Source organism: Bradyrhizobium sp. SZCCHNS3002, assembly GCF_032377435.1.
Lineage (GTDB): Bacteria > Pseudomonadota > Alphaproteobacteria > Rhizobiales > Xanthobacteraceae > Bradyrhizobium.
Window position 1 is genome coordinate 91,898 of the sequence record NZ_JAUHHY010000011.1, and the last position, 15,890, is coordinate 107,787.

At 65.9% G+C, this 15,890-nt stretch carries 15 protein-coding genes; 7 read left to right on the forward strand and 8 right to left on the reverse strand.

The genetic code is table 11. The features are described 5' to 3' along the window. Positions 1-28 precede the first annotated feature (28 nt). Positions 29-1,603 (forward strand): AMP-binding protein, encoded by a 1,575-nt coding sequence (locus QW845_RS23370; protein WP_315803879.1) that lies wholly within the window; start codon positions 29-31, stop codon positions 1,601-1,603. A gap of 21 nt (positions 1,604-1,624) precedes the next feature. Here the strand turns inward: QW845_RS23370 and QW845_RS23375 are convergent, their stop codons facing one another. From QW845_RS23375 to QW845_RS23390, 4 genes are all read right to left on the reverse strand, one after another. Beyond that, entirely contained in the window at positions 1,625-2,926 is a 1,302-nt protein-coding gene (locus QW845_RS23375) for a cytochrome P450 (protein ID WP_315803880.1), read from the reverse strand. A 112-nt stretch (positions 2,927-3,038) separates the two neighbouring features. Beyond that, positions 3,039-4,148 (reverse strand): HD-GYP domain-containing protein, encoded by a 1,110-nt coding sequence (locus QW845_RS23380; protein WP_315803881.1) that lies wholly within the window; start codon positions 4,146-4,148, stop codon positions 3,039-3,041. Between the two features lie 218 nt (positions 4,149-4,366). Beyond that, entirely contained in the window at positions 4,367-6,649 is a 2,283-nt protein-coding gene (locus tag QW845_RS23385; protein ID WP_315803882.1) for a xanthine dehydrogenase family protein molybdopterin-binding subunit, read from the reverse strand. Then, a complete protein-coding gene (locus QW845_RS23390) occupies positions 6,646-7,134 on the reverse strand; it encodes a (2Fe-2S)-binding protein (protein WP_315735504.1) in 489 nt (162 codons plus the stop codon). Before QW845_RS23390 ends, QW845_RS23385 begins: the two co-directional genes overlap by 4 nt. A gap of 298 nt (positions 7,135-7,432) precedes the next feature. Here QW845_RS23390 and QW845_RS23395 point away from each other — a divergent pair, with 298 nt between their 5' ends. Both QW845_RS23395 and QW845_RS23400 read left to right on the forward strand, forming a co-directional pair. After that, positions 7,433-7,747, forward strand: coding sequence for a hypothetical protein (locus tag QW845_RS23395; RefSeq protein WP_409997958.1), 315 nt, complete (start codon positions 7,433-7,435; stop codon positions 7,745-7,747). Positions 7,748-7,779: 32 nt separating this feature from the next. Beyond that, a complete protein-coding gene (locus QW845_RS23400) occupies positions 7,780-8,451 on the forward strand; it encodes a dienelactone hydrolase family protein (RefSeq protein ID WP_315803883.1) in 672 nt (223 codons plus the stop codon). Between the two features lie 193 nt (positions 8,452-8,644). Here QW845_RS23400 and QW845_RS23405 read toward each other — a convergent pair whose 3' ends face one another. The 3 genes from QW845_RS23405 to QW845_RS23415 all read right to left on the reverse strand — a co-directional run bounded on the left by QW845_RS23405 (position 8,645) and on the right by QW845_RS23415 (position 10,695). Then, complete coding sequence (locus QW845_RS23405; protein WP_315803884.1) at positions 8,645-9,361, reverse strand: polysaccharide biosynthesis/export family protein; 717 nt, start codon at positions 9,359-9,361, stop codon at positions 8,645-8,647. 182 nt (positions 9,362-9,543) lie between these two features. Then, a complete protein-coding gene (gene msrA, locus QW845_RS23410; RefSeq protein WP_315803885.1) occupies positions 9,544-10,200 on the reverse strand; it encodes a peptide-methionine (S)-S-oxide reductase MsrA in 657 nt (218 codons plus the stop codon). A 177-nt stretch (positions 10,201-10,377) separates the two neighbouring features. After that, positions 10,378-10,695 (reverse strand): hypothetical protein, encoded by a 318-nt coding sequence (locus QW845_RS23415; RefSeq protein ID WP_315715027.1) that lies wholly within the window; start codon positions 10,693-10,695, stop codon positions 10,378-10,380. Positions 10,696-11,052: 357 nt separating this feature from the next. Here QW845_RS23415 and rpsT point away from each other — a divergent pair, with 357 nt between their 5' ends. After that, positions 11,053-11,319 (forward strand): 30S ribosomal protein S20, encoded by a 267-nt coding sequence (gene rpsT / locus QW845_RS23420; RefSeq protein ID WP_012047584.1) that lies wholly within the window; start codon positions 11,053-11,055, stop codon positions 11,317-11,319. Between the two features lie 501 nt (positions 11,320-11,820). On the opposite strand, the gene QW845_RS23425 is transcribed toward rpsT, so the two are convergent. Then, the gene (locus tag QW845_RS23425; RefSeq protein WP_315803886.1) at positions 11,821-12,141 is read right to left on the reverse strand and encodes a hypothetical protein; all 321 of its coding nucleotides are present in this window, start codon (positions 12,139-12,141) and stop codon (positions 11,821-11,823) included. Between the two features lie 496 nt (positions 12,142-12,637). Between QW845_RS23425 and dnaA the strand changes: the two genes are divergently transcribed. The 3 genes from dnaA (at position 12,638) to QW845_RS23440 (ending at position 15,866) form a co-directional block, all read left to right on the forward strand. Beyond that, positions 12,638-14,077 (forward strand): chromosomal replication initiator protein DnaA, encoded by a 1,440-nt coding sequence (dnaA, locus tag QW845_RS23430; protein WP_315803887.1) that lies wholly within the window; start codon positions 12,638-12,640, stop codon positions 14,075-14,077. 311 nt (positions 14,078-14,388) lie between these two features. Beyond that, positions 14,389-15,507: a DNA polymerase III subunit beta gene (gene dnaN / locus QW845_RS23435; RefSeq protein WP_315803888.1), complete on the forward strand. Its 1,119-nt coding sequence runs from the start codon at positions 14,389-14,391 to the stop codon at positions 15,505-15,507. A 71-nt stretch (positions 15,508-15,578) separates the two neighbouring features. Continuing rightward, entirely contained in the window at positions 15,579-15,866 is a 288-nt protein-coding gene (locus tag QW845_RS23440; RefSeq protein WP_315803889.1) for a GIY-YIG nuclease family protein, read from the forward strand. Positions 15,867-15,890 lie beyond the last annotated feature (24 nt).

Consider the following 15,890-nt stretch of genomic DNA (forward strand, 5'->3'; position numbering starts at 1 on the left):
GCCGTACTCAAGAATGGCGGGAGCGAAGATGAACGGAACGACGATGGCAGCGGGCACGGTGACGCCGTTCGACGGCATGGACGTGCCCTGGCTGTTGAAGCTGCGCAGCGAGACCCGGCGCGACCATCCGTTCCTGATCTCCGCGCCGTTCGATGCGCCGGCGCGCCGCTGGACCTATGGCGCCTTTCACGACCGTGTCGGCGCCTTGGCCGCAGGGCTGGTCAAGCGCGGCGTCCGGCCTGGCGATGCCGTGCTGATCCATCTCGACAATTGCGTCGAGGCGATGCTCGCCTGGTTCGCCTGTGTCGAACTCGGCGCACTCGCCGTCACGACCAACACGCGCTCGGCAGCCGCCGAAATGAGCTACTTCGCCGAGCACTGTCGCGCGGTGGCGGCGATCACCCAGCCGGCCTATGCCGAGATGATCGCGGCGCATTGCCGCGGTCTCAAGTGGATGGCCGTGATCTCGCGCGATCCCGGTCAGGCGGAGGCGCCGGCCGTCGGACGCGGCGAGCGCTTCGAAGCGCTGTTTGCCGACAGTGCCGACCGGCCGCGGCGGCCGGCCGACCCGCTGGCGCCTTGCAGCGTGCAATACACCTCGGGCACGACGTCGCGGCCGAAGGCGGTGCTGTGGACGCATGCCAACGCGCTATGGGGCGCCAAGGTCAATGCCGTGCACGAGGACCTGCATCAAGGCGACGTGCACCAGACCTATCTGCCGCTGTTCCACACCAACGCGCTGGCCTATTCGATGCTGGCCACGCTCTGGGTCGGCGCGACCTGCGTGATCCAGCCGCGCTTCTCCGCGAGCCGCTTCTGGAGCGTCGCGCTCGAGCATGGCTGCACCTGGACCTCGACCATCCCGTTCTGCATGAAGGCGCTGCTCGACCAGGAGGTGCCGAAGCATCACAAGTTCCGGCTGTGGGGCACGGCGGTATCCGAGCCGCCTGCGTTTGCCAGGTTCGGCATCAAGATCATCGGCTGGTGGGGCATGACCGAGACCATCACCCACGGCATCGTCGGCGAGATCGACCAGCCCAACGCGCCGATGTCGATCGGCCGGGCCGCACCGGAATACACCATCCGCATCACCGACGATGACGGCCGGCCGACCGAGGTCGGCGCCACCGGCAACCTCGCCATCAAGGGCGTGCCCGGCCTGTCGCTGTTCGCCGAATATCTCTACAACGCCGAAGCGACGCGCACGAGCTATGATGCCGACGGCTTCTTCCTCACCGGCGACCGCGTCACGCGCCTGGCCGACGGCTTCATCAAGTTCGGCGATCGCACCAAGGACATGCTCAAGGTCGGCGGCGAGAACGTCGCGGCGTCCGAGATCGAGCAGGTGATCATCACCGTGCCCGGCGTGCGCGAGACCGCCGTCGTCGCCAGGAAGCATCCGATGCTGGACGAGGTGCCGGTCGCGTTCGTGATCCCGCAGCCCGGGATCGCACGCGACGATCTTCCCGGGAAGGTGCTGGCCGCCTGCCGCTCCGGGCTCGCCGACTTCAAGGTGCCGCGCGAGGTGAAGCTGGTCGACGAGATGCCGCGCTCGACCCTGGAGAAGGTCGCAAAGGCCGAGCTGCGCAAGCTGCTGGATTGAGGAGGATCGAGCGGCCCGACCTCAAGACATCTCCACGCGGATCGGCAGCCTCTTCGGCCCGTTGACGAAGGTCGCCTGCGTCATCTTCACCGGCCCCGCCGGCGCCAGCGACGCGAGGCGCGGCAGCAACTCCTCGAACAGGATGCGCATCTCGAGCCTGGCGAGATGCTGGCCGAGGCAAAGATGCGCGCCATAGCCGAAGGCGACGTGCCGGTTCGGCTTGCGGTTGCAACGAAACGTGTCGGGCTCGTCGAACACGGCTTCGTCGCGATTGCCTGACGCGTAGCACAGCATGAGCCAGTCGCCCTTCGCGATATGGCGGCCGCCGAGCTCGGTGTCGGCGGTGGCGCTGCGCATGAAGTGCTTGACCGGTGTCATCCAGCGGATCGCCTCGTCGACGAGTCCGGGGATCAGCGCGGGATCGGCCTTGACGCGCGCGAATTGTTCGGGGTCTTCCGCCAGCGCCCAGATCGCGCCGGCGGTCGACGACGACGTCGTGTCGTGGCCTGCGGTCGCAACGATCATGTAGTAGCTGGTGCGGTCATGCAGCGGCATGTCCTCGCCGTTGATCCTGGCATTGGCGATGACGGTGGCGAGATCGTCGCGCGGATTGGCCCTGCGGTCGTCGGTGATGCGCTGGAAGTAGGCGGCGAAATCCGCGACCACGGCCTGCAGCATGGCCGCGAACACCTCCGCCGACAGCGCCTCGCGCACCCGCGCGGTGTCCGGATCCTGCGGGCCGAACAGCTCCTGCGTCAGCTTGAGCATGCGCGGCTCATCTTCTTCCGGCACGCCGAGGATCTCCATGATCACATGCAGCGGATAGCCGAGCGCGACGTCCGCGACGAAATCGCAGACGCCGCCATTGGCCGCGGCCTTCGCCGCCATGCGGTCGACGGTCGCACGCGCGATCTGGCGAATGCGCGGCTCGAATTTGGCGATGTTGGCCGGCATGAACCAGCCCTGCGTCAGCGCGCGATATTTCGGATGGTCCGGCGCATCCATCTGCACCAGCGAACGCACGAGATTGGGCTGGCCGGTGATCTTGTGAACGCGCTCCAGCACCGCCTTGTTGGTCAGGGTGGTCGCACGGTCGGCATTGTGGAACAGATCGTTCTGACGGCTGATGGCGAGAATGTCAGCGTGCCGCGTCACCACCCAGAACGGATCGAACGCATCGAGCTCGGCCCGCCCGAGCGGGTTGTTGGCGCGCAGCCAGCGATAGGCATCATGGATGCGGTGGTCGGCGTAGCAGGCCGGATCGACCAGCGCGGCGGCGATGGGCCCGGGAATGACCTCGCCGGCCTGTTCGGCTGCGCCCATGCTGCTCCTCCCGCCTTTCATCGATTGGCGGGTAGGATAGTGCGCCTCCGCCGAGATGCACTTGCGTCGAGCAGCTACCGCCGGGCGATGGATGCGCTCTCAGGCGATCGCGTCAATGCGCGCCCATCGCGACCGGGCGAAACGCCTGCAGCAGTTGCTGGTCGAGCTTCGGGCCCATGTTCTCCATGATCTGGAACGCACGGGCATGGGTGAAGGCCGGCCGATAGGCGCGGTGCTCGATCAGCGCGGCGTAGATGTCGACGATCGTGGTGAGACGCACGATGTCGCTGATCTGCTCGTTGTGCAGCCCGTCAGGGTAGCCGGAGCCGTCGAGGAACTCGTGGTGATGCAGGATGACGTCGAGCATCTCCGGCGGGAAGCCGCCCTGCCGCCACAGCGCCTCGTAGCCGCGTCGCGGATGCTGGCGCAGCAGCGCGATCTCCTCCGCCGTCAGCTTGCCCTGCTTGTCGAGGATCGCGACCGGAATGAACGCCTTGCCGACGTCGTGCAGCAGCGCCGCGCGGACCAGCCGGCGCTGATCGTCGTCGCGCATGCCCAGATGAATCGAGAAGCCGACCGCAAGCCCGGTCACGAACAGGCAATGCCGGTAGGTGTCGTTGTGGTGACAGCCGACCACGGTCATCCATTCGCGCAAGGACGAGTGCTTGATCGCCTTCAGGATCTTGTTCTCGGCCGCGACGATGTCCTCCATCGTCAGATGCGCGCCGGTGGGCAGCTTCTCGAAGATCTTGACCATGATGGCCTGCGCGGCCTCGACGCCGCGATTGAGCAGCTTGCCGCGATCGGTCTCGTCATAGCCGTCGTCGGCGGGGAGCGCCGAGCGGATGCGCTGCAGCACATCGGCGGGGCTGAACGGCCGCGCGATGGTGTCGGTGGCGCCGAGCGCCCACGCCTGCATGGTGGCGTGGTGCAGCGCCTCGGCCAGCACGAACAGCCGGGGCACCTCGCTATAGGCGCGCGACGACAGCTTCTTGCGCACCCGCTGCACGCTCTCCGGCGAGCGCAGGTTGATGTCGACGATCACGCCGGAGAAGCGGTTGCCGGGGTTCTCGGGGATTTCGGTGGTCGGCATCATGTCGACGTCGCCGACCGAGCGCAGGATGCGCGCCAGCTCGCTGCTCTGGTCACCGCGATCCGACGCGAGCAGGAGATGGCGCCTGTTCGCGGTCTGGGTCACGGTCTGCTTGGCTGTCGCGCTCATACGTGCTCGCCCCCTGCGGTTTGCTGCTCATGCAAGTTACCGGGATACGGGTTCGTCGCGGCTTAAGCCGATCATTCAAGCTGTATCGTTTCAGGTGAGCGAGAGGTTAAGGGAATTGGTCAAATCGTCCGGCGCGGAGACCTGACCGCAGCGCAAAAAGCAACCGCCGGAGACTGGCTCCGGCGGTTCCCAGATACGGCGCTGGCCGCGCGACGACGCTAGGCCTTCATCGCCGCCTTGACCGCCGCCGACGTGATCGGCAGCGAGCGCAGCCGCGCACCGCAGGCGTTGTAGATGGCGTTGCCGAGCGCCGGCGCGACCACGGTCACCGCGGGCTCGCCGACGCCGGTTGCCTTCTCGCCATTGGCGATGACGGCGATCGCGACCTCCGGCACCTGGCTCATGCGCAGCGGCGTGTAGCTGTCGAAGTTGGTCTGCTCGATGCCGCCGTCCTTCAACGTCGCCTTCTCGTACATCGCCAGCGACAGCCCCCACAGCGCCGCGCCCTCGACCTGGGCGCGGATGTTGTCGGGATGCACCTGGGTGCCGACGTCGGTCGCCACGGTGAGCTTCTTCACCGTGACCGCGCCGTCGTCAGCCACCGCGACATGGGCGACGCACGCCGTCCAGCTCGCGGTCGCCCGCTCCTGCGACGACACGCAGGACACGCCCATGCCCTCGCCCTTCGGCAGCTTCTTCGCGCCGTAGCCGGACAGGCCCATCGCCGCCAGCAGCGTGTTACGCAGCCGCTGTGCGCCGCCGTCGTTCTTGCCCTTGCCGTCGAGCAGCGCGATGCGGAACTGCGCCGGGTCCTGTCCGGAGGCCACCGCGATCTCGTCGATCATGCTCTCGACCGCCCAGAACGTCCAACCCGGCGCCACCGAGCGCAATTGCCCGGACGGCGTCGCATTGTGCGCGAGCTCGTTCTTGATCGCGCGCACATGGTGGTTGGGCACGGTGTAGAAGAAGTCGGCGCCGTTGACCGTGAACGAGTCGAGCGGGCCCTTCTTGTCGACCGAGGGCGACAGGAAGTCCGGGATGCCCCAGCGCGCCGTCGGCCAGGCCGAGACGACGTCGTGGCTGAGCGCGATCAGCTTGCCGTTGCTGTCGAGCCCGGCCTTGACCTTCTGGTAGGTGAGCGGCCGCGAGTAGTCCATCGTCATGTCGTTCTCGCGGGAGTAGATCACCTTGACCGGCTTGCCCACGGCCTTGGCCGCCTGCACCGCCGGCACCATCATGTCGGCGTCGAGCCTGCGGCCGAAGCCGCCGCCGAGCCAGGCCTGGTGCATCACGACATATTTCGGATCGATCCCGGCAGCACCCGCCGCGATCGCGCCGGAGCGGGTCGCGAACTGATTGCCGGAGTAGATGTGCAGGATGTCGCCCTTGAACTCGGCGGTCGCGTTCATCGGCTCCAGCGGCGCATGGATGTTGATGCTGGTGGTGTACTCCGCCTCCAGCACCTTGGCCGCGCCCGACAGCGCTGCAATGGGATCGCCGTCCTTGACGAAGAACTGCCCGGCATCGTCCTGCGCCTGCAGCCGCATCGCCTCGGTGATGATGGTGTCGGTGCTGACATTGGCGTAGGGGCCTTTGTCGTAGCTGATCTTGAGCGCGTCCGCCGCCTTCCTGGCATTGGCATAGGTGTTGGCGACCGCCACCACCCAGCCCGAGGTCGAGCCGGTCTTGTCGTCGAGCGTCACCGCCTTGATGAAGCCCGGCACCTTCTTCGCCTCGGAATCGTCGACCGCCGTGACGGTGGCGCCGAAGCGCACCGGCGGCGTGACGACCTTGCCGTAGACCATGCCCGGCAGCATCGTATCGATGCCATATTTGGCCGTGCCGTTGGTCTTGGAGGGAATGTCGAGCTGCGGCACCGAGACGCCGATCATGGTGTACTGATCGGGCGTCTTGAGCGTCAGCGCCTTCAATTCGTCAGGCGTGAAGCTCTTGGTGATCTTGCCGCTCTTGACGATCTCGGCATAGGTCATCTGCTTCTTCGACTTCGGATGCATGACGACGGAGTCGCGCACCACGAGCTCCTTCGCCGGCACGCCCATCGCGGTCGCAGCCGCCTCGGTGAGCGCGATGCGGCCGGCTGCGCCGGCGCGGCTCATGGCATCGAAGTTCATCATCGTGCTCCAGCTGCCGCCAGTGATCTGGGCGCCGAGCACGGGATCGTTGAACTTCGGATCGTTGGAGGCGAGCTGGACCCGCATGTCCTTCCAGGCGGCGCCGAGCTCCTCGCAAACGATCTGCGCCATGGTGGACGCAATGTGCTGGCCCATGTCGGCCTTGCCGCAGGTCACGGTCACGATGCCGTCCGGCGCAATCGCGTACCACACGCTGGGCTCGAAGTTTGCAGGCGCCGCGGCGGCGAGTGCGCTGTCGGCGAGGCCGGCGTAACCGAGCACGAGGCCGGTCGCGGCGGTGCCGACCAGGAACGAGCGGCGGCTGAGATCGGGGGCCATCGAAGGCGCTGCTTTCACGTGCTGGTTCATGTCGCCCTCCGGTCGCTGGTGTTCGACGCGGTGCGCATCTCGGACGCGGCGCGCTGGATCGCCTTCTGGATCCGCGAATAGGTCATGCAGCGGCAGAGATTGCCGTCCATATGTGCGACGATCTCCTCCTTGGTCGGGCTCGTGGTCTTGGCGAGCAGCGAGGCCGCCTGCATGATCTGGCCGGACTGGCAGTAGCCGCATTGCGGCACCTGCTCGGCGATCCACGCCTTCTGCAGGGGATGATCGCCCTTCTGCGACAGCCCCTCGATGGTGGTGATCTTCTTGTTCGCGACGTCGCCGACCATGGTCTGGCACGAGCGCACGGCCTCGCCGTTGACATGCACGGTGCAGGCGCCGCACAGCCCGGCGCCGCAGCCGAACTTGGTGCCGGTCATCTGCAACTGCTCGCGGATGACCCATAGCAGCGGCGTATCGTGCGCCGCGTCGACGGACATGGTCCGCCCGTTGATGGTGAGATTGGGCATGTGGTTTCTTCCCCGCCCGGCGTGCGACTTCGCTTACGGCGAAGTTCGGTTTTATCGATTCGCTGGAACCCACCGGATAGATGCCAGCCATCATAAGAATGATCGCGTTGCCACGGCGACGCAACGGGATTTGAGCGCCGGCTTGCGAAATGAAACGGCATTTGCGTTGTGCAGCGCGAACGATGCTGGGCTCGTGACGCCGCGCACGCTAAGAAGAGATGCAGCCAACGCCGACAGCGAGAAGAGATTTCAGCCCATGAGACCATCCATACGCATGACGCGGTGCCTGGCTGCGGCCATGCTGCCGAGCCTGTCGGCCGTAACCCCTGCTGCGGCAGGGCAGACGCCCGGCGTCGCTGACGCGCCTTTCACAGCGACGTTATTCAATGTCACGCCGCTTGCCTTCGGCATGGATGTCGGTGAGACATCGCGCGTGCTGGAGCAGCCGTTGATCTATCTGAACGGCACGCCCGGCAACGAGACCTTTTTGGCACTGCGCAATCTCGGCGGCAGCGGACTGGTCCCGCACCATCACCGCCTCTACCTGAAATTCCGCAGGGGACGGCTGACAGGCTGGAAAGAGGACTACGGCACCAACTGGATGTGGCGCTGACAGGCGCCTGACGACCGCAAAGAGGACATAACGTGGGACAGGACATCAAGCTGACAGCATCGGACGGGTTCCAGCTCGGCGCCTATCGCGTCGATCCGACGGGAACTGCAAAGGGCGCGCTGGTCGTCATCCAGGAGATCTTCGGTGTCAACCATCACATCCGTAACGTCTGCGACCGCCTCGCCGCCGAAGGTTACGTTGCCATCGCGCCGGCGATCTTCGACCGCGTCGAGCCCGGCTTCACCTCGGGCTATTCGCCTGACGAGATCGCGGTCGCGCGCAAGTTCGTCGCCAATCCGGATTGGGCGGCCTTTTTGCGCGACACCCAGGCCGCAATCGACGGCGTGAGGAATGTCGGGCCGGTCGGCATCATCGGTTTCTGCCTCGGCGGCAGCATCGCCTATGCGGCTGCGACCAAGCTCACCGGGCTGAAGGCCGCGGTCGGCTACTACGGCGGCGCCATCGTCCGCTTCGCCGACGACAAGCCGACGGTGCCGACCCAGCTCCATTTCGGCGAGAAGGACGCGGGCATCCCCCTGACCGACGTCGAGACCATCAAGGCCAAGCGGCCGGACGTCGAGATCTTCGTCTATCCCGGCGCACAGCACGGCTTCGGCTGCGACGAGCGTGCGAGCTACGACAAGCCGAGCGCGGATCTGGCGTGGACCCGTAGCCTCGCGTTCCTCGGAACGCATTTGCGCTGAACCTCACCACCGTCGTTGCGAGGAGCGAAGCGACGAAGCAATCCAGAGTCGCGCGTGTCGCTCTGGATTGCTTCGCGGAGCCTGTCATCGGGCCGCGCATGTGCGCGGACCCGTTGGCTCGCAATGACGGCGGATGGAGCAGCGCGCCACTCGGCGGCAATGTATCCCTGTAGCCGGGCGAGACGTGCTGATATCAGAACCAGCGCTCGCCGACCTGGATCGTATCTCCCGGCTTGAGCGAGGTCCCGAGCGGAACCTCGTAGCGCGCGACTCCGGACGCATCGGTATGCGTCAGGGTGACGATGTCGCGCCGCGCCCGCGGCGAGAAGCCGCCGGCGATCGCGATTGCGCTCTCCACCGTCATGTTGGGCACGTAGGGGTATTGGCCGGGCGCCTGCACCTCGCCGAGGATGAAGAACGGGCGATAGGCCTCGATCTCGACCGCCACCGATGGCTCGCGGATGTAGCCGTTGCGCAGCTTGGCGGTGATCTCGGCGGCGAGGCCGGCGGTGGTGCGGCCACGCGCCGGCACGCTGCCGATCAGCGGCATCGTGATCGATCCGGACGCGTCGATCGCATAGGTGTTGGTCAGGCCCTCCTGGCCGTAGACGACGACGCGCAGCTTGTCGCCGGCGTCGAGATGATAGGCGGAGTCGCGCCGCGCCGGCACGTAGCCGGCGGGAACGACATAGGCGCCCGCGCGGGTGGCGGCAGCGAACGAGTTGCGCAGCGCCGGGATCGCCCCGCCCTGCCCGGTGGCGGCAACCGGGCCGGAGGAAGGCGTTCCATAGGCCATCGCGTCGAGATCGCTCTGCGGCTGGACGGCAGCGACGGGGGAGATCGTCTGCATGCAGCCCGACAACAGGATCGCGGACAGGACGGCAATGACCGGAACAAACAACGCGCGCACTCGAACAATCCTTGAATGAGGATGTGCGTTAGTCATGCGCGGTTAAGGTTAACAAACCGTTGGCGCGTGCAGTCCGTGCATCCGCAAGCGCGCCGCGGTGAAGGCGGTTCGAAAAAAATCCCCCTCCCACCGCGTGGGAGAGGGACCCGAGAATATTCGGCGCGATCCAGCGCGCGGCTGGCCTAGGCGCTCACGCCGACACCGATCGGGCACGCGACCCCGGTGCCGCCGAGGCCGCAATAGCCGGCCGGATTCTTCGCGAGGTACTGCTGATGATAATCCTCGGCGAAATAGAATGGCCCCGCCGGAGCAATCTCGGTCGTGATCGCGCCGAGCCCCTTGGCACGCAGCGCCGACTCATAGGCCGTCTTCGACGCCTCGGCGGCCTCGCGCTGCGCATCGCTGAACGTGTAGATCGCCGAGCGATATTGCGTGCCGACGTCGTTGCCCTGGCGCATGCCCTGGGTCGGGTCATGGCTCTCCCAGAACGTCTTCAGGAGCCGCTCGTAGGACATGACCTTGGGATCGAACACCACCAGCACGACCTCCGTGTGCGCCGTCTGCCCCGAGCACACCTCCTCGTAGGTCGGGTTCGGCGTATGGCCGCCGGCATAGCCGACGGCGGTGACGTGGATGCCGTCGCCGAGCTGCCAGAACTTGCGCTCCGCGCCCCAGAAGCAGCCGAGCCCGAACACGGCCTGCGCGAGGCCGTCGGGATAGGGCGGCAACAGGCGGCGACCGTTGACGAAATGCGTGGCGGCGGTCGGGATCGGCTGAGTGCGGCCGGGCAGCGCCTCGGCGGCAGACGGCATGACAGGGGCTTTGCGCATGAAGAACATGGGATGTCTCCGCTCATGGCCAGCGCCCGCGGGACGGCCCACGGCGCGATGACCTCTCCTCAGGGGGAATATATAGGGCTCTACGGGTCCAGCAGTAGCGCTGTTACGCCGCGCCAGCGGTTCCCGCGGCATGCTGCCAGCATACAGCTGCCGGCGCAGCGAGACGAACCGCCGCGCTCAGTCGCGTCCATAGCCGATCAGCGGCTTGCGCGGCCGGAACAGCAGCATCAGCAGGATTCCAAGCAATCCAAGCACCGCAAACACCGGCTGGTCCAAAAACACCTTGACGATCCACTCCCACAAGAACGGGGCCTTGGCCTCGATCCAGGCCTTGAAGGCGGCCTGGCTCGCCTGGTGGACGTCGTTCCAGAGCTGGCCGAAACGGGTGAACTGCAGGGTCTGGTCGGCCACCCAGCGCGCGCCGTCATAGACCAGGAAGATGAAGCTTCCGGCCAGCAGCAACAGCCCTACCAGACGGAAAAAACCGCGGATCATGCCTCACCTGCCCTCTCTCGCACGCCCTTGCGGGCAGCAAGGCCATAGCGGGGCCCCCGCAGAAATTCAACCTCGTCAGGGGCTTAGAACCGGGTTTTGGTCGATTCCGGCCGCCGCGGGCGCTCCGAGACCGTTGACGCTCGGCAGGCCTGCCCCTATAAGGTCGCCATTGGCGGTGGGCGCAATCCCGCCGCCGCTGTTCTTTGAGCAGCGCCGATCCGCCGAGCATCCGCTCCGGTCATGGCATTCTCAGAGAGGCGTCCGAACAACCCACCGCGTCGATGGGGCCGCGTCAAGCGGGCCGCGCGCGTACCCGCAAGAGCGGCGACTGCTCGCCGCCGAAGGATATTTGAGAGCATGGCCAACACGACCTCCGCGAAGAAAGCGACGCGCAAGATTGCCCGCCGCACCATCATCAACAAGTCGCGCCGCACCCAGATGCGCGGCGCCGTTCGCTCCGTAGAGGACGCCATCAAGAAGGGCGACCGCGAGGCTGCGCTGAAGGCGATGGCCAACGCCGAGCCGCAGCTGATGCGCGCCGCGCAGCGCAACATCATTCACAAGAACAACGCGAGCCGCAAAGTGTCGCGCCTCACGCATCAGATCGCCAAGCTCGCGAAGTAACGCGACCGCGCCACTGGCGAACTATCAAGATGCAAACAGCCCGGCTCGCGCCGGGCTTTTCTTTTTGCGCATTGCGCCGGAGCACATTCGTTCCTCGCCGCGCCTTCTATTTGATGGCGATATCGCGTCGCGAATGCGATCTGCGCGTGTTGGAGGATGCGCGACGTCATACGCGCCTGACATTGTTCCGTAGTCCTACGTGACGTTCCGTAGTTTTACGCGGTGACAATATTGTCTCACCTGAAACAGCGAAGACTCTGCGCGTCGCGCTTGCGCAGCGATGTCAAGTGAGCGCGGCGCGTCGTTCACGTCACGCACCGCGCATCGCGGGAGTTACCCGCGTCCGGCAATCGCGAAAAACATCGTCTCGAAAATGACTTAAGCGCATAGCGCGACCAAGTGATTGGAAAAGCGGGTGAGGCCGGTCGAAACATAAAAAAATTATGAAGAAATTTTGGGCAGACGATGTTGTTTGTCACATCCGAGATTCCTCGCGATGATTCAAAACGTTGCTTTCTTAACGCGCAACACCGCGTCGCAACCGCTGCGAAGACTCGTCACGCGTGCTCCGATCTTATGGATTGCGAGTCCCGACGCATCGTGTATTTCTTTAATCACTCGCGGCGCCCACGATCTTGAGACCAGCGCGGTTTTAGAAACGGGGCGGACGTGCAAATCGGCGGCGGTGTGCGCGTTGGCGACGCTTTCCAAAGCGATGGCCGGATCTGTACCCATAGCAATATGGGGAACGACCGAACTTTGTCGAAATTTCTCGGGCGCAGCATCATCGTTGCGCCGCTTTGAACAAGAGAAATACGACATCGGTCGACCCGGCCGGAGCTCGTGGCGGCTTCGCTCACCGAGTGGACAAGTTGGACGGGATGTACGGCGGTGCGGCTGAATCTTGGGGTTCGGACGCGGCGGCATTGGGATGACAACTTGCCGTGAGCAATCACGGCAGGGCGGGGAGGTTGCATGCTTTACGGACAAATTGCGGGCACACACCATAAGCTGGTTCCGGATCACGCACCCTTGGCGGTCGGCACTTTGGCGGTCGGCACTGAAGTGACCGGTACGACCAGCACGGCCATCGCCAGCACGGCCATCGGCCCTCCCGCTCGTCCGAGTATGCGCTGACCTCGCGGAGTAGTTTTCTTCACCAGCATTGATCAGCCCAACGGCGCTCGCGCCGAACGGTAAGCCATGTCTGGAGTTGAGCCTCCGCTCGAGGTCTCGCTGCGGGAGACGCGTCCTTCCACGGGACGCCTGCCCGGCGATCACACGACACCACCACTCAATTCGAAAAGTTGCGACTGCCATGACAAATTCGGAACAGGAACGCTGGTCTCGCGTGAAGGGTCGGCTGCGCTCGACCGTCGGCGAGGATGTCTATACGAGCTGGTTTGCGCGGATGGACCTCGAAGCCGTCCAGGACGAAAGCGTTCATCTGTCGGTGCCGACGCGTTTCCTGAAGAGCTGGATCCAGGCGCACTACGCCGAGCGCGTGCTGTCGTGCTGGCAGGCCGAGATGCCGGAGGTGCACCGTATCGATCTGTCCGTTCGCACCGCGATGCGCTGCGCGACGCCGGTCAAGGAAGCCCCCGTCGCCGTCGAAGCCCGCCGCGCCGAGCGCAGCGACGCCAAGCCGGCGACCAGCGCCGACACGCGAACGGCGTCGGCTGCGGCTTCGCTCGCCACGAGCCATGATGCGCTCGGCGGCTCGCCGCTCGATCCGCGGCTGACCTTCGCCAGCTTCGTCGTCGGCCGCGCCAACACGCTGGCCCATGCGGCGGCGCGCCAGGTCGCCGACGGTCGCCGCGGCGATCCCGTGATGTTCAACCCGCTCTACATCCATGCCGGTGTCGGGCTGGGCAAGACGCACCTGCTCCAGGCCGTCACCTGGGCCGGCAACGCCGGCGGCGAGCGCAAGGTGCTGTACCTCACCGCCGAGAAGTTCATGTACGGCTTCGTCGCGGCGCTGAAATCGCAGACCGCGCTGGCGTTCAAGGAAGCACTGCGCGGCATCGACGTGCTGGTGATCGACGACCTGCAGTTCCTGCAGGGCAAATCCACCCAGGCGGAGTTCTGCCATACGCTGAATGCGCTGATCGACGCGGGGCGCCAGGTGGTGATCGCAGCCGACCGGCCGCCGTCCGACCTCGAAAGCCTCGATGATCGCGTCCGCTCGCGGCTTGCCGGCGGCCTCGTCGTCGAGATGGCAACTTTGGGCGAGGATCTCCGCCTCGGCATTCTCAAGTCGCGCGTCGCGGCGGCCCGCGCCCATCATGCGAGCTTCGACGTGCCGGAGCCGGTGCTCGACTATCTCGCCCGCTCCATCACCCATAACGGCCGTGATCTCGAAGGCGCGATCAACCGCCTGCTGGCGCATTCCAAGCTCAACAATCAGCCGGTCACACTCGACATGGCCGAGCGCGAGGTGCGCGACCTGGTCCGCCCGCAGGAGCCGAAGCGGATCAAGATCGAGGACATCCAGCGCGTCGTGGCGCGGCAGTACAACGTCAGCCGCTCCGACCTGTTGTCGTCGCGCCGCACCGCCAACGTGGTGCGCCCGCGCCAGGTCGCGATGTATCTCGCCAAGACGCTGACCCTGCGCTCGCTGCCCGAGATCGGCCGCCGCTTCGGCGGGCGCGACCACACCACCGTGCTGCACGCCGTGCGCAAGATCGAGGCGCTGGTCGGCAAGGACGTCACGCTGAACGACGAAGTCGAGTCGCTGAAGCGCCAGCTGCAGGATTAGAGGGCACGCACGGCCAGGGGAGCGGACAGAAGGTTCGCCCCCAGCCGGGCCATTGTCCCGGCGGCTCGACGCTGCCCTCGGGCGTCATGCTCGGCCCCTGCCTCCGGGTCCCGGAAGAGCCTGCCGAAACATGGGAAATCGGCTCCGCATCCCTTGCGCTTGAGCCTCATCCGCGCCACTTTACGCCTCCCCCTCACGCTCCTGGACGCTGGCCAAGCGCCGTTCGGGCGCGAGGTGCCATCGGCCGCGGCGCTGCTCTAGCCCGCCGGCATTCCAGGACGAGATCAGTTGGGAACGGGCGGGTAAGTGCAATGAAGGTGACCGTCGAACGCGCGCAGCTCCTGAAGTCGCTGGGCCACGTCCATCGTGTGGTCGAGCGGCGCAACACCATCCCGATCCTGGGTAACGTGCTGGTCCGCGCCGAGAACGCCCGGCTGTCGCTGCGCGCAACCGACCTCGATCTCGAAGTGACGGAAACCCTGGCCGCCGAGACCGCCACCGCGGGCTCGACCACAGTTCCGGCGCACATGTTCTACGACATCGTCCGCAAGCTGCCGGACGGCTCGCAGATCGTGCTGGAGAGCGACGGCGAGCGCGCGGTGCTCGCGATCCGCGCCGGCCGCTCCAAGTTCACCCTGCAGACGCTGCCGGAGAGCGATTTCCCGGATCTCGCCGCGGGCGAAATGACGCACGCCTTCGGGGTTCCGGCCAAGGACATCAAGAGCCTGATCGACCGCACGCAGTTCGCGATCTCGACCGAGGAGACGCGCTACTACCTCAACGGCATCTATCTGCATGCCGGCGGCACCGCCAAGCAGCCGACGCTGCGCGCCGTCGCCACCGACGGCCACCGCCTCGCCCAGGTCGACCTGCCGCAGCCGGCCGGCGCCGCCGAGATGCCGGGCGTGATCGTGCCGCGCAAGACCGTCGGCGAGGTGCAGCGGCTGATCGAGGACAATGACAGCGAGATCAGGATCGAGCTGTCGCAGGGCAAGATCCGCTTCACCCTGGGACAGGTGGTGCTGACCTCGAAGCTGATCGACGGCACCTTCCCGGATTACGGCCGCGTCATTCCGCAGAACAACGACAAGGAGCTGGTCGTCGACAAGGCCGATTTCGCCGCCGCCGTCGATCGCGTCTCCACCATCTCCTCCGAGCGCGGCCGCGCCGTGAAGCTGGCGCTGGCGCCCGGCAAGCTGGTGCTGTCGGTGACCAATCCGGATTCCGGCAGCGCGACCGAAGAGCTCGAGGTCGAGTACGCCGCGGATGCCCTCGATATCGGCTTCAACTCGCGCTATCTGCTCGACATCGCCGCCCAGATCGAGGGCGAGGTCGCCGTGCTCCGGCTTGCCGATCCCGGCTCGCCGACCCTGATCCAGGACCGCGACAACAGGAATGCGTTGTACGTGCTGATGCCCATGCGGGTGTGACAAGTGATCCGCTGCGAGCTTTTAAGTTGACTCGTCATGGCCGGGCTTGACCCGGCCATCCATCTCGACAAATGGCCTACTGGGTGTACATCCTCGCCAGCAAGCCCGGCGGCACGCTTTATGTCGGCGTGACCAACGATCTTGTTCGTCGCGTCTATGAGCATCGCGAAGGACTCGCCGAGAGCTTCACCAGACGCTACGGCATCAAGCGCTTGGTGTATTTCGAAGCGCATGAGACGATCGCCGCAGCATTGCAGCGTGAGAAGAACATCAAGCACTGGTCACGCGAATGGAAGGTCGACTTGATCGTCGCAAACAATCCGGACTGGCGCGATCTCTATGATGAAATCGTCCGCTGACGCGGACGATGGATTGCCGGGTCA

What these genes read in the sequence shown, in the direction of transcription:
- QW845_RS23390 (WP_315735504.1), bottom strand. Translation starts at nt 7,134, where the DNA reads ATGCCCAATCTCACCATCAACGGGCGGACCATGTCCGTCGACGCGGCG.
- QW845_RS23425 (WP_315803886.1), bottom strand. Translation starts at nt 12,141, where the DNA reads ATGTCGTATTTCTCTTGTTCAAAGCGGCGCAACGATGATGCTGCGCCC.
- QW845_RS23375 (WP_315803880.1), bottom strand. Translation starts at nt 2,926, where the DNA reads ATGGGCGCAGCCGAACAGGCCGGCGAGGTCATTCCCGGGCCCATCGCC.
- QW845_RS23415 (WP_315715027.1), bottom strand. Translation starts at nt 10,695, where the DNA reads ATGATCCGCGGTTTTTTCCGTCTGGTAGGGCTGTTGCTGCTGGCCGGA.
- QW845_RS23380 (WP_315803881.1), bottom strand. Translation starts at nt 4,148, where the DNA reads ATGAGCGCGACAGCCAAGCAGACCGTGACCCAGACCGCGAACAGGCGC.
- QW845_RS23385 (WP_315803882.1), bottom strand. Translation starts at nt 6,649, where the DNA reads ATGAACCAGCACGTGAAAGCAGCGCCTTCGATGGCCCCCGATCTCAGC.
- QW845_RS23395 (WP_409997958.1), top strand. Translation starts at nt 7,433, where the DNA reads ATGCTGCCGAGCCTGTCGGCCGTAACCCCTGCTGCGGCAGGGCAGACG.
- QW845_RS23440 (WP_315803889.1), top strand. Translation starts at nt 15,579, where the DNA reads ATGGCCTACTGGGTGTACATCCTCGCCAGCAAGCCCGGCGGCACGCTT.
- QW845_RS23370 (WP_315803879.1), top strand. Translation starts at nt 29, where the DNA reads ATGAACGGAACGACGATGGCAGCGGGCACGGTGACGCCGTTCGACGGC.
- rpsT (WP_012047584.1), top strand. Translation starts at nt 11,053, where the DNA reads ATGGCCAACACGACCTCCGCGAAGAAAGCGACGCGCAAGATTGCCCGC.
- dnaA (WP_315803887.1), top strand. Translation starts at nt 12,638, where the DNA reads ATGACAAATTCGGAACAGGAACGCTGGTCTCGCGTGAAGGGTCGGCTG.
- msrA (WP_315803885.1), bottom strand. Translation starts at nt 10,200, where the DNA reads ATGTTCTTCATGCGCAAAGCCCCTGTCATGCCGTCTGCCGCCGAGGCG.
- dnaN (WP_315803888.1), top strand. Translation starts at nt 14,389, where the DNA reads ATGAAGGTGACCGTCGAACGCGCGCAGCTCCTGAAGTCGCTGGGCCAC.